Genomic DNA, 13,987 nt, shown 5'->3' on the forward strand with positions numbered 1-13,987 from the left:
GGATGAGTCGATGGAAGGCGGTGTTTCTGCTGTTCCTGCTGCTGGCGGGGACCCGCGCCTGGGCGCTATCGCCGCAGGCGTTGAAACTGCTGGATAACCGCTTTCGGGTGGATTACGGAATTGAAGCCATCACCATGCTGGTGCAGCGCAAGGAGCACAGCTCTCCGGTCATCGTTGTGCTTCCTGATGGCAGCAAGTGGTATGCCCACCGACACCCCGACAATGTCAGTTGGAGCGAGGGCCCCGGTGGCGACATGATCCGGGTGTCCAACCCGACGCCCGGTCCCTGGCAGCTGATTGGCCAGGTCACTGAAAACAGCAAAATTCTGCTGATCAGCGACATTCAACTGAAGCTGGACCCTTTGCCGAAGAAGGTGTTCCGCGGTGAGCGCATCAAGCTCAATGCCAGCATCGAAGGCGACAACAATACCCTCTCCATTCGTGATTTCCATAAGATGCTCAAGTGGAAGGTGAACCTGGTGAGCGCCAACCGCCGGGGCGATGAAAACTATGCCGCCGGGGTAAAGAAGATTGGTGGCTTCGAGGATGACGGCACCAAGCTGGATGAGCGTCCCAACGATGGCCACTTCACCTCCTCCCTGGACTTCGACCAACCTTCTGGCCTCTATGGTTTGCGACTAGAGGTGGGGAATGAGGTGTTTAACCGCACCGTCGATCAGGATCTGGAGATCATCCCCCAGCCGTTCAGGCTATCGGTACCGCAGAAGCCGGGAACCGATCCCGGTGAGTATCGGGTGCAGGTCAATGTGGATCAGCAGGATCTGATGCCGGGTGAGCTGCATCTGGTTATTCAGGTTCGTGCGCCATCGGGCATGATGGGAGAGTTGACCGTTACGCCTCAGGAGGAGGTACAAAGCTATTCTCTGCCCATGGTGATGGAGATGGGCAGTTACCTGATTAAAGGCACCGCAGTAGGCACCACGGCGTCAGGGGAGGAGTTTTTCCTTAACCTCCCGGAGCTTAACTTTTATGTGTCTCCACCGCCTCCCCCAAGCCTCAGCCCAGCTGAGCGGGCTGCCCTGGTCCAGGAACAGATGCAGGAGAAGGAAGATGCGGCACGATTTAGGGTGATCAGCATAGTGGTTGGCGCCAACGCCGTGCTGCTGCTGTTTGGTCTGGGCGTGTTGCTGTTCTGGCGCAAACGCATGCGGTTGATGGAACAGCTTGAGGCGGCGCCTCTGGTGGTGGAGCCAGAGATTGAAACGGATAAGATCGACCTGACGACAGACAGCAACAGTTAACAGAAAAGCCGGGTATTCCCCGGCTTTTTTGTGGATGTGATGCTCATCATCTCTGGCTAGCTTTATGTGGTGGGGCTGAGTCCACTGGTGCGGGCCAGCTTGTCCTGAAGCGCTTGTGCCAGAGGCGGCCAGGTCAGAATGCCCACAGGTGCGTTGTTGCTGTCGGTGACCATCAGGAAGTGTTCTTCCGAGGACTGCAGCCGAGAGGAGGCGCTCTCCAGGGAGGCGCAGCGCTCGATCTTTGGAACCTCATGTTTCATCACCTGATGCAGTTTGCGGTGCTGAAGCTCCCTGTCCAGGGTGCGTTCCGCGGCAGTATCCAGCAGAGGGCTGTGCCAGAAGGTGAGCATGGCGCTGGTGATGTAGCCTCGCACCGTATGACCATCCTCATCCACCACCAGGGCGACACTGAGGTCGGCCCGGTTCATCTGCTTCTCTGCCTTTGCCAGGGTGGTGTCGAGGTCCAGTTTCAGTATTGGTCCCAGAGCGATGGCGTCGATGCACTCTACAGAATGGGTTCGCTCTTCACAGAGAAGCTCCAGACAGATGTCCACCGCTTCTCTGTTGAACTGGGCTCCCCGTCCCTCCAGTAGCACCTCTCTGAGTTTTTCGAACCCCAGGGCCGGCCGATAGGGCCGGTGGGAGAGGATGGAGTCTGATACGTCGGCTACCGCCAGAATTTGGGACTCGATGAGTATCTGCGGTTCCTTCAGGCCATAGGGATAGCCTGACCCGTCGAGCCGTTCATGGTGTTGCAGAATCATATCCCGAATGGGCCAGGGGAACTCCACGTCCTTGATGATGGCCGCGCCCCGCTCGGAGTGAGTCTTGATGAGATCAAACTCCTCTTCGTTCAGATGAGAGGGTTTGGTCAGCAGTTGTGTGGGAATCGCAAGTTTGCCGATGTCGTGGATCAGGCCACCGAGTTTCAATCCTTCCAGTTGGTGATGGCTCAGCCCCATGCGGCGGCCGATGCGGTGGGCCAGTTTGGCCACTGAGCGCTGATGGCCCGCGGTATAGGGGTCGTTCACTTCCAGGGCGTCGGCAATGGCGCCGACCAACTGCACCAGAGAGTGATTGAGCTGTTGCTTCTGCTGCCGAATAACGCGGGATTGCTCGGCGACCACCTTGAGGGTTTTGGGCAGTTGAATGGCGTGCCAAATGATGGCGCCGTACACCATCAGGCTTTTGGCATCCACTTCGGTGTAGGGTTTGTCCCGGTTGAACACCCCCACCACCCCGACGATGGCGCCCCTGTAGATGACCGGAACACTCAGGTGATTGCTGACACTCTGGTCTGCCAGAAAGGGCAGGGGCTCGTCGTCCACATCGTTGCAGATGTAGGCTGCAGAGTCATCGATGCACAGGGCCAGGGCGGGGCAGAGGTCGATGGAGAAGCGTTCAGAGTCGATGTCCCGGGTCTGGTGCCGTGTAGTCAGTTGCAGCTCCCGTTTGCCTGGGTTGTAGTGCATCAGGTAGCCATCGTGAGACTGTGAGATGTGCACCGCCCGGCTGACCAGCTGGTTGAGGGTTTCCTCAGGGGCGCTTTTTATCACCGTCTCCAGGTGGCCTATCCACTGGTCGCTGGAGTAGAGTGCGTGGTTGTAGTTGGGGTGCAGCTCCATCAGCCAGCGGTTGTCCAGGTCAAACTCCATCAGCGACAGGCAGACGGGCAATTGGTCATTGCCTGTGGGGGCGGCAATGCAGTGCACCCCTTTTCCCTCGAGGGAGACACACTGGAACTGGATGCGCCGCTGCAAAAAGCCCAGGCTCATCTGTTGATCGGCACTTAAAGCGGGCAGCAGTTGGCACAGTGGCACAGGGAGGTCGCTTTCGGGACACAGGTTGGCAAGGAGTTCTTGGCTGGCCTGGTGCACATTGAGTTCGGCATCAAGCAGCGCCCATTGAAGGCCGCTGATCCCTAAGACATCGATGTTGATTGGCGCAGTGATTGTGCTGGTCATCGCAGTTGACTCCAGTTCCTTGCCGAATCGGCTTCCGCATCGTTTTAATCGTGGTTTGCCTAGTTCCAACTTAGCGGTATTTCTTGAAAGTTCCAATAGCTAAGTCCATGAATGGCCGATAAAACTGCCTAAGAAATGTCTTTGGGGGAGGTTGAATACACAAGGGGGCAAAAAAGGACCGGTCGCGGCGAGAGGTAGCGCAGGTTGGGACCCGCGACCGTCCAAAATAAAAGAGGCTGAGCTGCAGTGAGAGGTAGTGACTGTCGAGGACTGCAGCCCGCCAAAAATGGATTAAGAGGCCATGGCCCTTTCGGCATCGATGTAGTTGAGGGCACTGATTATCCCGTGATGCCAGTCGACCGCCAGTTTCAGCTTGCGACTTTCGGTGTTCATCACGTAGCGCTCGAAATCTTTGCCCAACTCTCTGCGCAAGGATTTGGAGTGATGAATGCTACGCAGGGCCAGCACTTCATGGAGAGGAATTTTCCAGAACACCAGTTTACCGTCCGGCTCTTGAGTAACGGCCGTAGAGTCGTAAACCCAACCAACTTGGTGTACCAGATCGATCAGTTTTACTTTTTGGTCCATTATTGACTCCCTTATATTTCTTTTCGTCAATCTGTGAACATAAAATTAATGACGCTAATTATGCCTGCGTGCTCCCCGCACTAAATATTCATTATGAATATCGGCTGGTATTAATTAGCGCCTTATTAGGACGGTAAGAGTAATTTAATACTTCACCGCCCAAGCCATGTCGATTAAGGCATTCAGCTGAAGCTGCGCCGCTCCCAGGTTCTGGGGCTGCGGGGCCAGCGCCGGTCTCGGTTCTGTTCCCATGCGATAACTATCGGGTTTCGACTACCGCGCTCCTTTCGATAAAGTCCGGAAACAAAGACCAGTGCTGCGACCACCAGAGAGGCAAGATAAAACAATACCATTCCAGTAATACACAAACATGCGAATAACACTAGACAGCTGCCTACGAGTTCTAATACTTCCATATTAACCTCTGCTATTTGTGTGGCCTTAATCTTGAAATTTATATAAACACAGAAATCCTTTACTGACCCATAACTTAAGAAAATAAGTGTTAAGTGGATCTCCTATTGGCATTACATTGATAAGTAGATTCAACTTGCCTGATGAAGCGGGGTAGTGTGAATCACTTGCTTGGGGGGGCAGGGGGAGAAGATTAAGTAATATTGATGGAGGTGATTCTTCTTGGTCACTCTGTCCCTATGAACGATATTGTGTTTCTGTGGGATCGTTCGATCGATAAAAAACTGCAAAATCTCCATTTCGTAGCAGGATATAACTCCGAGAACCGGGCGCTCACTGGGCTAAAATAGGTGGGCTGGCGGCAAAAATCGAGAGTTTCTTCTCTCTGTTACCAAAAAGTAGCGCCAACGGAAGGTGATCCGGCTCACGCCAATGGTGTTTTGTGCAGTGAGCCAGGTGTGTTTTCTTTAGGGTTTGGACTTCCGGACTGCCATGATTATGGGGGCGCCATCGAACAGAAAGCTTATTGGCCTGCCTGGGCATTGGGCCAGAAGTGCAGGGCATAGCGAAGAGCGACATAGCCCACCATCAGACTGGCCAGCAACAGTTCCATGTCCGCCAGGGGTCTTAGCACGGCAGTCAGCTCTGAAGCGCCATTGGCCGCCTTATCCAGCACCTGGTAGAGGGCGGTGGCTGATATCACCAGGGGAAAGGTGAAAGCCGCATACCCAGGGCTGAAAGGAAGGCGAAGCAGGCGAAACATGGCCAGGTACACCAGAGTCGTCATAAGCAGCGCAAGCGGGAGCAGTGTATTGATGACGACAGTGTCTGGCTGGCGAATGACAGCCAGGTAACCGGTCAGCGCCAGACTGGCCGGAGCGGCCATGATGGCAAAGGTGGGGTAGCCTTTGGGATCCTCCCAGCGTCGGCATATCAACCGGTAGATCATCACCGGCAGCAGCAGTGCGTAGTTGGCCAGCCCTAGCCACATCAGCCCTTTCGCCAAAGGGTAGAGGGTGTCACTGGGGTAGGAGAGGGCAGCCACAATGATCCCCACCGGCGGCACAAACCAACTGGGTAGCATGGTGGAGAGTCTGGGCTCTCGCAGCCTGTGGTAGAGAAACAGGGTCATCAGAATCAGGTGCATGGATACCGCGCCACTCCACAGCAGGGTGGCTGCTGTGGGCAGATACAACCCCAGTGTCTTAGAGAGGATCATGGCGGCCATAGCGTAGGTGGGGATAACACTGCCCACCAGAGGACAGGCAATTTCCCTGCGCAAAACAGAGGGGTGCAGAAGGAACTTCACCGTCAGCATCAGCCAGAGTACTGCCGCAACGCTGGCCAGGATAATCTGAATCCACATCCCTGAGTCCAGCCTCTGCTCCAGGCAAAGGCCGAGACTGGCGATGCCCAGCGCCAACCCTGCCATGGGAGTGGGAAGGTGTTGGGACTTTCGATGTAGGAGAGTGCTCATGGGGAACCTCAGAAACGGCTTGATGCGGCTATTGTCCCTCGTTCCCTCATTTAATAATATCGAATATATCGCAATAACTGTTTAGAAGAACTATATGGTGGACCTCTCTCTGAAGCAGCTCAGGTTGTTCTGCTCCGTCGCGCACACAGGCAATCTCGGCATCAGCGCTGAGCAGCTGTTTCTGACCCGGGGAGCGGTTAGCCAGGGAATCAAGGCCCTGGAGTCCCAATTGGGCGTGTCTCTGTTTGAGAGACAGGCTCAGAGGCTGCACCTCAATGCCCGAGGCCATCTGCTGTTGCCACTGGCTCGGCAGATGCTCAATCGTCAGGACAATATTCTGGCCCTGTTTGAACCCGGAGGATGTCAGGCGCCCCTGCGTCTGGGTGCCAGCCTGACCATAGGCAATTATCTGTTGCCGGCACTCCTTGGCGGTGAGCTCGGCAGCATCCCTCTCAGTGGTGAAGTTCGCCTGGCCAACAGTGCAGAGATTCAGAAGGCGTTGATGGCCTATCAACTGGATCTTGGATTGATTGAAAGCGAGACTCTGGAGTTGGGACTGGAGAGAAGCCATTGGCGGGATGATGAGATGGTGTTGATTGCGCCTCCGGGTCATCCTCTGTCAGGAAAGGTGGCGAACTGGGGGCGGCTCTCTGAAGAGACCTGGGTACTCAGGGAGAGCCTGTCTGGCAGTCGTGAGCAGTTTGAGCGGCACCTGAGACCAAGGCTCAAGCCTGCCATCAAGATAATGGAGCTGGGCAGCCTGGAGGCGGTGGTGCGATCGGTGCAAGCGGGGCTGGGGTGTGCCCTGGTGTCTCGCCTGGCTTGTGATGAGGCACTTGATCGGAAAGTGGTCTCTCAGGTTGAGTTGCCCGAGCCCATCTATCGTCGTCTCTACCTTGTCTGGGGCGAGGGCAACCGAGCCCTGCCTCAGGTGGCGTCGGCGGTGAAGCTACTGTCGCCTCGTTGACCCGCCGGTGGGACAACAGGAAGGAAGGGGGGCTCGTCCCCAATCAGCTCATCCAGCAGATGAATGGGAGGCATCACCACCTCAGGGCCACCGGGGTAGTCAGGGTGCCCCCCTGGCGGCAGCGGTGGCGGATGAGGACCATTGGCCAAATCCGGTGGGAAGGGCAGTATGATCTCCACCGGATTGCCCTCCCGATCATAGAGAGGATGCCTTGGGCGGCCATCGGGGCCAAACTCTGGAATGGCAGGGCGGCCGTTGGCATCAAACAGGGCAACGGTGGTTTCCGGATCCAGGTAGCTGACCACCAGATTGCCTTCCCAACTGATGGGGTCAACCAGCAGCCCCGGATTGGCCTGGCGGAACGCATTGACGAAGGCTTCGGCCTGAGCTGCAGTCTCGTAGCTGCCGCGGAATATGCATCCAGCCTGCCGGCAGAAATGGTAGATGGGATCAACCCCCTGACCCGGCTCCATTCCCCAGTTTTCACTCCAGGGACCCATCATCCTGTCGGCCATGAACATGGCCAGCTGGCCATCCACGAACTTTTCCGGGTGCTCATAGATGAACCGTGCTTCCGCCAGGCTGTACACGGAGAAGATCAGCTCGCCATTCACCATTTGCGGAATCAGCAGCTTATCGCCCACCACCAGGCTGGCCTTGCCCGGTTCAAGCATCGCCATTAGCTCATCGTAATCGGGCGACCCGGGCTGAATCAGTCTGGCGTAACTTGGGGTATTGGGGGCACTGACCTCGGCGGGCAACGCACTGCTGGTTGAGGCGCGAAACAGTCCGAAATGAGGGTGACCCGGGGCGGTGTCAGAGTTGACGCCATCGGGCTTTTCCCCCTGGGAAGCGGCGGTCACCGCCACCAGGTCGGCCTCCTGGCCGGTTGGGGCCTTGCTAAAATCAGCGAGAGTCAAAACCGCTTGCCCCTGCTCCGTCTGGGCGCTGGGATCTGGGGCGGAGTGCAGGTTCAGCAACCTCATCAGGCGATCAGACGGCATGGCGCTGCCCTGGTGAAAACACCAGAAACCGGCCACCACTGCCATCAATGCCCAGATAGGTTTCGCTTTCATTCGCTGCCCTGACTCATAACCTTTGGCCATTCTATCAGAAAAAACTCTTAGGTTACCCGGTGAGTCGGAGAATCGCGTGTAGACGTTTAGCCGTCCAAATGCTAACGTCGACCACAGTGTATTTTATGGCCTGTTGAGGGAGAGTGGTATGAGAGTTGGAATAGTGGGTTGGCGAGGCATGGTGGGCTCGGTGTTGGTGGAGCGTATGCATCAGCAGCAGGATTTCGACTCCATTAAAGCCACCTTCTTCACAACTTCCCAGGCGGGTCAACCTGCGCCGAAAGGTGCCAGTGAGCCGACTCTGGCGGATGCGTTCGACCTGGCCCGACTGGAGCAGATGGAGGCGATCATCTCCTGCCAGGGTTCTGACTACACCAAGGAGGTCTATCCCAGGTTGCGCCAGTCTGGCTGGCAAGGCTACTGGATTGACGCCGCTTCCAACCTGAGAATGGACGACGAGGCCACCATAGTGCTGGACCCGGTGAATCGGGATGTGATTGATCGGGCGCTGGATGAGGGCAAGAACACCTTCGTTGGCGGCAACTGCACCGTCTCTTTGATGCTGATGGCCATTGGCGGCTTGCTGGAAGCGGATCTGGTGGAGTGGATAAGCCCCATGACCTATCAGGCGGCCTCCGGTGGTGGCGCCCGTCACATGAAGGAGCTGTTGGCACAGATGGGGGAGCTGCATAAGGAGGTGGCTGACCAGCTGTCTAACCCCGCGTCGGCCATTCTGGAGATCGAGCGGGCGGTGACCGCCAAGATGAACTCGGGCTCCCTGGATGCCTCTCAGTTCGGTGTGCCTCTGGCTGGTAGCCTGATCCCCTGGATCGATTCGCCGCTGGAATCCGGTCAGAGCCGCGAGGAGTGGAAAGCCCAGGTGGAGGCCAACAAGATCCTCGGCAGTGAACAGCAGCCCATTGCCATCGATGGACTTTGCGTCCGGGTGGGGGCGCTGCGCTGCCACAGCCAGGCGCTGACCATCAAGCTCAAGCGTGATCTTCCTCTGGAGGAGATTGAGCGGCTGATAGCCCAGCACAATGACTGGGTGCAACTGGTGCCCAACACGCCGGAGGCCAGCCGTGAGCAGCTGACGCCAACTGCGGTCACCGGAACCTTGTCGGTGCCTGTGGGCAGACTGCGCAAGCTGGCCATGGGCCCGGAATACCTGTCTGCCTTCACCGTCGGGGATCAGCTGCTTTGGGGAGCGGCGGAGCCATTGCGACGCATGTTAACCATCCTGGTGGCCAGACAGGCCTGATCCAGCGCATATTTTCCCGGATTACTGTCGCGGTGAGCCGGTAGGCCGGGCTATACTGCCCGGCAAAGATTATGGGGCCGACCTTCAATCCTGGGTGGGCCCTTTTGCTGGAGTAGAGTATCGATGCTGACCAAGATTCTGGTCACCCTGCTGGTGATTACCGTGGTGCTTATGGGGACCAAGAGGCGCGCCCCCGAGCGTAAGCGGGATGCCGAACTCCCCTCCATGGCATCCAGCTGGCTGCGTTTTCTGGCGCCTGCCATCGCCGGAGTGGTAATGCTGGTGGCGGCGGCTTTCTCCGGTTGGCAGTGGTATCAGGGACAGCAGATTTTGCAGATACGCATTATCGATGCAGAACACCAGAGTGAAACCCTCTACGAAGTGTATCGAAAGGATCTGGACGGAAGACACTTTACCACTCGCGATGGCCTCTATGTGGAGTTGGGCAGTACCGAGCGCATGGAAATTTCTCCAATAGAATAATGACTAAGATTTAAACTTACGGGGCAACGGTTTTCGTTGCCCCGTTTTATTTTGGCAACAAGTCTGTATTATCTTCGCCAAAGAACAAAAACGATCTCCAAGGAGAGCTCCCAATGATCACCGCCTACATTCTACGTAACGATGTGTGGGAAACCCGGGAACTTGGTGTCGAGGATGGCATCCCTGACCACACCCTGTGGATCGATCTGTTTCGCCCCGACGACGATGAGCGTCAGTGGTTGTCGCGTTACCTGTATGAAGAGGCCCCGGACGAAGAGGACATCAACGAGATTGAGGCCTCTGCGCGTTTCTATCTGGATAACGACGGACTGCACATCAACTCCCTGTTTCCGCAGCGGGTGGGCCATGAGGTCCGAGCCATCAACGTTTTCTTCCTGGTTCAGCCCAGCCGCCTGTTTACCATTCGTGAAGAGGATGTGGGCCTGATTCGTCTGATGCGCAACTACCTGCGTCTGGGCAGGGTGGAGGCGGACCGCCCAGAAGCCCTGCTGGTGGAGCTGTTCAACTTGAAGGTGGATTACCTGTCGGATCAGCTGGAGGATGTCTACACCGTACTGGATGAGTTGTCCGAAGAGGTGTTTGATAACGACAAGCTGGACGAGGTGTTCAAGCAGATCACCCTGCAGGAGGATGGAAACGGTAAGATTCGTCTGGCTCTGCTGGATACCCAGCGGGGTCTGCGCTTCATGCAGCGTTATTATCGTCGCCACCTGCAAGAGGAGGAGATTAAGGACGTCAAAGAGATGCTGTCCGACATCGAATCCCTGCTGCCCCACACCCAGTTCCTGTTCGACAAGATCAACTTCCTATTGGATGCGGCCATGGGCTTCACCAGTTTGCAGCAGAACAAGATCATCAAGATCTTCTCGGTTGCCGCCGTGGTGTTCCTGCCACCGACCTTGATCGCCTCCATCTATGGAATGAACTTTATCTCTATGCCTGAGCTGCGCTGGGAGATTGGTTACCCCCTGGCCCTGGGACTGATGCTGTCCAGTGCCGTAGGCACCTACTGGTTCTTTAAGCGCAAGGGCTGGCTGTAGTTGCGGGGCTGGGCTACAATGCCGCCCAAATTTTTCAGATGGAGCGCATCATGGCCAGAGCCTCGGCACGACATATCCTGGTAAAGACAGAACAGGAAGCCCTGAAACTGAAGCAGATGATCGCCAAAGGCGCGGACTTCGGCCAACTGGCGAAGAAGCACTCCCTGTGCCCCTCCAAGCGTCGCCAGGGAGACCTGGGTGAGTTTGCCCCGGGCCAGATGGTGAAGGCGTTCGATAACGTCGTCTTCAAGAAGCCGGTGCTGGAAGTGCATGGCCCGGTTAAGACCAAGTTTGGCTATCACCTGATTCAGACCCTCTACCGCAGCTGATCCTGAGCTTGTGGAGAAAGCCCGCCATCTGGCGGGCTTTGTGGTTTTTGCGGTAAATTCCTGTGCGAATAAAGATCAGAAGTGTGATCCTGAACCTGGATCTCAGCGTACACTTGTACGCATAATGCTGGCCTCATCAAGGCGGTAGCTAGGGGATAGCAAGATGAAACTAAGTTGTGGTCAATGTGGCCAGAGAGTACAACTGTCTGACATTGTGTGCGGCGAATGTGGTGCCGGTCAGCATATGGAAGCCTTCAGTGGGGTGGATCCCCTGGTGATGCCCAAGAGTCGTCGCCTGACCGCCTGGCTCAGTTTGTTGTTGGGCGGCCTGGGTGCCCACAAGTTCTACCTGGGACAGCACATCAAGGGCACCCTCTATCTGGCGTTCTGCTGGACCCTGGTGCCCACCGCTCTGAGCGTAATGGAAGCGGTGCGCACCTTCAGGATGAATACCCAGCAGTTCCAGTTCCGCTTGCGTCAGGCCGCCGGCTGACGCGCCTCGTCCCTGGGGCAGAGCTCAATGGTGCCGCTGCCGGGCAACTGCTCCACCAGAGCCCAACCCATCAGGGTTGAGGGCGTGTGGTAGCCGCTGGCATCTGCTTGTGCGAGCAGGTGCTCGGTGACCGCGAGGGCTCCGCTGACGGTGACGTCATAGCCGTTGGCGGTGTGCACCCGCCCCTCAACATACTCGCCCTTGGCGTTACGCACCTCGCCCCATACCCAGGTGGTATGGCGCTGCCTCTGGCTGTCGCTGGGGCCTTTCAGATCCCGCTCGATGCGACTCTTGATCAGTCGCTGTACCCATGACCAGCCCAGTACGCCTCTGAACAGATTCATTCGCTTCAACTGGGCGATCTTCCTCGGTGACATGGGGATATACACCTCTATATTGTCGATGCCAGTGCTGTGCCAGGCGGTGGACACGTCCCCCCAGGGGATAGCCACCGCCATCTTGGGTTCATGGCCGAAGGCGATGGTACGGGTGTAGGTTGCCAGTGGTGTCTTCACCAGTTTGCCCTTGCGGCGAACCATGCTGCCCTGGGGCAGTGCTTCCACCGACGTCTTGGCCGTCCCCGGCGAGAAGCCGGAGCGACTGTCAAACCCCAGGGCCAGGTGATTGGCGTCCGGTAGGGCGGCTTTCAGACGGGCCGCCAGACAGTCGGTGGGGATAACGTCAAACCCCACTCCGGGAATCAGCACGATTCCTGCAGTTCGCGCCCTGTCGTCCAGGGCGGCAGCGCGCTCAAACACCTCCACCTCTCCGGTGATGTCCAGATAGTGACAGCCATACCTGAGGCAAGCCTGCATCATCGGCTCGGCGGTGGCGGAGAAGGGGCCGGCACAGTGCAACACCAGGCCGACATCACCCAGGGCATCGGCGCGGATCTGCTCCAGAGAGAAACTGCGGCATTCCAGGCCGAGTTCATTGGCCAGGGGACGAATCTTTTCGGCGCTTCTGCCGGCCAGTATGGGGCTCAGTCCTCGCTTCACTGCCTCCCGGGCGATCAGCTCTCCGGTGTAGCCATTGGCTCCATATATCATCCATTTGAGGTTGGTCATCTAGGCTCCCTGCGCCTGGCGCAAAATCAGATTGAAGAAGTGTTCCGGCAACCAGCGTTTCAGCCACCAGGCCTGACGGGATTTGCGATGGGGCAGAATCAAGAACTCGTCTTTACGGGCCCGCTGTACAATGTAGTCGGCCACATCGGCGGCGCTCAGCTCAGAGCGTGCCATCAGTTTGCTCGCTACCTTGGCCATGTTGACGCCCTGGGGGTTGAGTGACTCCAGCAGAGGGCTGGGGAAGAAGGCGGGGCAGACCACATGCACCCCCACATTGCGGTTGTGCCACTCCAGCCTCAGGGTTTCACTGAGGCTGACCAGGGCTGCCTTGGACACGTTATAGGTGGCCATGGAGGGGGCGTTGGCCAGGGCGGCCATGGAGGCGATGTTGACCAGGTGACTGCCTGGAGTCATGGCGCCACTGACGGTGCGGCACAGGCGAACGGCCGCCATCAGGTTGATCTCCAGACAACGTTGCCATTCGCTGTCCGGCAGGGACTCGAACCGTCCCCCTGAGGCGATGCCGGCATTATTGAACACCCAATCGAAGCCGGGCTGGTGCTCCTCCATCAATGATTGCAAGGCATGAAAATAATCGGTGTCCGTCAGGTCGCCGGCCAGTGTCAGGTGGTGCTCACCCAACTCCTCTTTCAGAGAAGCCAGCGCATCGGCGTCCCGGTCCAGCAGCCACAGTCTGGCCCCCTGGTCCTGCCCCAGTCTGGCCAACTCTTGTCCCAATCCTCCGGTGGCTCCGGTGATTAACCACTCCTTGTTCATCAGATACCTCCTGGTAAAAACGAACGTTCGTTCGATATTGACGATAAACTAAACAGCTTGTAGGGTGAAAACAAGTCTCATCTCGGAAACTGCTTATGGATCTTTATCTGCTCCGTCACGGCCAGGCGATGTTCGGCAGCCCGGATTACGACCAACTGAGCGAACTGGGACAACGCCAGGCCCTCTGCCTGGGTGAGGAGCTGGCGGGGTGGAACCTGTCTGATGCCACCCTGGTGAGCGGCAGCCTCAAACGCCAGCGCCAGACCCTGGCAGGCTTGTGCCAGGGCGGAGGGTTTACCTCTACCGACCGGCAGGACCCGGGATTCAACGAGTTGGATATCATGGAGCTGATTCCCCTCTACTGGCCGGCAGCCTGTGAGCGATTGGGGTTGTCCCTGACCCCAAAGGAAGCCAGTCAGGATATGCGCTACTTCCTGCCTCTGATGAGTGAAGCCCTCAGGGTCTGGATCGCCGATCATGGTCAGCGTGAAGGAGAGAGCTTCAGTCAGTTCAGACATCGGGTCCTCGAGGCCATTGCCGAGCACCATCAGGGCAGCAAGCCCACCCTGGCGGTGACCAGCGGCGGTGTCATCAGCCTGGTTGCCGGGGAGGCCCTTGGCGCTCAAGCCTCTCATATGGCTGAACTTATTCACCAAGTTAATAACTGTAGTATAACCCACCTGCGCTATGCCCGTGGGCAGTGGCAGTTGCAGGCATTCAATGTAAACGGCCACTTGCGCCGACAGGATATGCTGACATGGAGGTAAT

At 57.3% G+C, this 13,987-nt stretch carries 14 protein-coding genes; 8 read left to right on the forward strand and 6 right to left on the reverse strand.

Going from position 1 to position 13,987, the window contains the following annotated elements:
- Nucleotides 1-2 precede the first annotated feature (2 nt).
- Entirely contained in the window at nucleotides 3-1,262 is a 1,260-nt protein-coding gene (locus ACN0RV_RS07465) for a TIGR03503 family protein (RefSeq protein WP_417347002.1), read from the forward strand.
- Between the two features lie 62 nt (nucleotides 1,263-1,324).
- Here the strand turns inward: ACN0RV_RS07465 and ACN0RV_RS07470 are convergent, their stop codons facing one another.
- The 3 genes from ACN0RV_RS07470 to ACN0RV_RS07480 all read right to left on the reverse strand — a co-directional run bounded on the left by ACN0RV_RS07470 (nucleotide 1,325) and on the right by ACN0RV_RS07480 (nucleotide 5,705).
- Nucleotides 1,325-3,226 (reverse strand): HD domain-containing phosphohydrolase, encoded by a 1,902-nt coding sequence (locus ACN0RV_RS07470; protein ID WP_417347004.1) that lies wholly within the window; start codon nucleotides 3,224-3,226, stop codon nucleotides 1,325-1,327.
- A 291-nt stretch (nucleotides 3,227-3,517) separates the two neighbouring features.
- On the reverse strand, nucleotides 3,518-3,814 hold the full coding sequence (locus ACN0RV_RS07475; RefSeq protein ID WP_417347006.1) for a hypothetical protein: 297 nt from the start codon (nucleotides 3,812-3,814) through the stop codon (nucleotides 3,518-3,520).
- Between the two features lie 937 nt (nucleotides 3,815-4,751).
- Nucleotides 4,752-5,705, reverse strand: coding sequence for a TDT family transporter (locus ACN0RV_RS07480; RefSeq protein WP_417347008.1), 954 nt, complete (start codon nucleotides 5,703-5,705; stop codon nucleotides 4,752-4,754).
- Nucleotides 5,706-5,799: 94 nt separating this feature from the next.
- Here ACN0RV_RS07480 and ACN0RV_RS07485 point away from each other — a divergent pair, with 94 nt between their 5' ends.
- Nucleotides 5,800-6,672, forward strand: a complete 873-nt coding sequence (locus ACN0RV_RS07485) for a LysR substrate-binding domain-containing protein (RefSeq protein ID WP_417347009.1) — start codon at nucleotides 5,800-5,802, stop codon at nucleotides 6,670-6,672.
- Here ACN0RV_RS07485 and ACN0RV_RS07490 read toward each other — a convergent pair.
- Nucleotides 6,633-7,748: a hypothetical protein gene (locus tag ACN0RV_RS07490; protein ID WP_417347010.1), complete on the reverse strand. Its 1,116-nt coding sequence runs from the start codon at nucleotides 7,746-7,748 to the stop codon at nucleotides 6,633-6,635. The genes ACN0RV_RS07485 and ACN0RV_RS07490 overlap by 40 nt on opposite strands.
- Nucleotides 7,749-7,896: 148 nt before the next feature.
- Here ACN0RV_RS07490 and asd point away from each other — a divergent pair, with 148 nt between their 5' ends.
- From asd to ACN0RV_RS07515, 5 genes are all read left to right on the forward strand, one after another.
- Nucleotides 7,897-9,009 (forward strand): aspartate-semialdehyde dehydrogenase, encoded by a 1,113-nt coding sequence (gene asd / locus ACN0RV_RS07495; RefSeq protein ID WP_417347012.1) that lies wholly within the window; start codon nucleotides 7,897-7,899, stop codon nucleotides 9,007-9,009.
- A gap of 123 nt (nucleotides 9,010-9,132) precedes the next feature.
- Nucleotides 9,133-9,492 (forward strand): hypothetical protein, encoded by a 360-nt coding sequence (locus ACN0RV_RS07500; protein ID WP_417347014.1) that lies wholly within the window; start codon nucleotides 9,133-9,135, stop codon nucleotides 9,490-9,492.
- Nucleotides 9,493-9,605: 113 nt separating this feature from the next.
- Nucleotides 9,606-10,553 carry a magnesium/cobalt transporter CorA gene (gene corA / locus ACN0RV_RS07505; RefSeq protein ID WP_417347016.1) on the forward strand — a complete coding sequence of 316 codons (948 nt, stop codon included), beginning with the start codon at nucleotides 9,606-9,608 and terminating at the stop codon, nucleotides 10,551-10,553.
- Nucleotides 10,554-10,582: 29 nt separating this feature from the next.
- Complete coding sequence (locus ACN0RV_RS07510; protein ID WP_417347133.1) at nucleotides 10,583-10,882, forward strand: peptidylprolyl isomerase; 300 nt, start codon at nucleotides 10,583-10,585, stop codon at nucleotides 10,880-10,882.
- A 163-nt stretch (nucleotides 10,883-11,045) separates the two neighbouring features.
- Nucleotides 11,046-11,375, forward strand: a complete 330-nt coding sequence (locus tag ACN0RV_RS07515; protein WP_417347017.1) for a TM2 domain-containing protein — start codon at nucleotides 11,046-11,048, stop codon at nucleotides 11,373-11,375.
- On the opposite strand, the gene ACN0RV_RS07520 is transcribed toward ACN0RV_RS07515, so the two are convergent.
- On the reverse strand, nucleotides 11,360-12,442 hold the full coding sequence (locus ACN0RV_RS07520) for a saccharopine dehydrogenase family protein (protein ID WP_417347018.1): 1,083 nt from the start codon (nucleotides 12,440-12,442) through the stop codon (nucleotides 11,360-11,362). The two genes, ACN0RV_RS07515 and ACN0RV_RS07520, sit on opposite strands and share 16 nt — an antisense overlap.
- Complete coding sequence (locus ACN0RV_RS07525) at nucleotides 12,443-13,219, reverse strand: SDR family NAD(P)-dependent oxidoreductase (protein ID WP_417347019.1); 777 nt, start codon at nucleotides 13,217-13,219, stop codon at nucleotides 12,443-12,445.
- Between the two features lie 95 nt (nucleotides 13,220-13,314).
- Here ACN0RV_RS07525 and ACN0RV_RS07530 point away from each other — a divergent pair, with 95 nt between their 5' ends.
- A complete protein-coding gene (locus ACN0RV_RS07530) occupies nucleotides 13,315-13,986 on the forward strand; it encodes a histidine phosphatase family protein (RefSeq protein ID WP_417347020.1) in 672 nt (223 codons plus the stop codon).
- The last annotated feature ends 1 nt before the right edge of the window (nucleotide 13,987 follow it).

It is taken from the genome of Ferrimonas sp., from assembly GCF_048263965.1.
Taxonomy (GTDB): domain Bacteria; phylum Pseudomonadota; class Gammaproteobacteria; order Enterobacterales; family Shewanellaceae; genus Ferrimonas.

Excerpts from the sequence above, each read along its gene's own strand:
- ACN0RV_RS07465 (WP_417347002.1), top strand. The coding sequence starts at position 3 with ATGAGTCGATGGAAGGCGGTGTTTCTGCTGTTCCTGCTGCTGGCGGGG.
- ACN0RV_RS07470 (WP_417347004.1), bottom strand. The coding sequence starts at position 3,226 with ATGACCAGCACAATCACTGCGCCAATCAACATCGATGTCTTAGGGATC.
- ACN0RV_RS07475 (WP_417347006.1), bottom strand. The coding sequence starts at position 3,814 with ATGGACCAAAAAGTAAAACTGATCGATCTGGTACACCAAGTTGGTTGG.
- ACN0RV_RS07480 (WP_417347008.1), bottom strand. The coding sequence starts at position 5,705 with ATGAGCACTCTCCTACATCGAAAGTCCCAACACCTTCCCACTCCCATG.
- ACN0RV_RS07485 (WP_417347009.1), top strand. The coding sequence starts at position 5,800 with ATGGTGGACCTCTCTCTGAAGCAGCTCAGGTTGTTCTGCTCCGTCGCG.
- ACN0RV_RS07490 (WP_417347010.1), bottom strand. The coding sequence starts at position 7,748 with ATGAAAGCGAAACCTATCTGGGCATTGATGGCAGTGGTGGCCGGTTTC.
- asd (WP_417347012.1), top strand. The coding sequence starts at position 7,897 with ATGAGAGTTGGAATAGTGGGTTGGCGAGGCATGGTGGGCTCGGTGTTG.
- ACN0RV_RS07500 (WP_417347014.1), top strand. The coding sequence starts at position 9,133 with ATGCTGACCAAGATTCTGGTCACCCTGCTGGTGATTACCGTGGTGCTT.
- corA (WP_417347016.1), top strand. The coding sequence starts at position 9,606 with ATGATCACCGCCTACATTCTACGTAACGATGTGTGGGAAACCCGGGAA.
- ACN0RV_RS07515 (WP_417347017.1), top strand. The coding sequence starts at position 11,046 with ATGAAACTAAGTTGTGGTCAATGTGGCCAGAGAGTACAACTGTCTGAC.
- ACN0RV_RS07520 (WP_417347018.1), bottom strand. The coding sequence starts at position 12,442 with ATGACCAACCTCAAATGGATGATATATGGAGCCAATGGCTACACCGGA.
- ACN0RV_RS07525 (WP_417347019.1), bottom strand. The coding sequence starts at position 13,219 with ATGAACAAGGAGTGGTTAATCACCGGAGCCACCGGAGGATTGGGACAA.
- ACN0RV_RS07530 (WP_417347020.1), top strand. The coding sequence starts at position 13,315 with ATGGATCTTTATCTGCTCCGTCACGGCCAGGCGATGTTCGGCAGCCCG.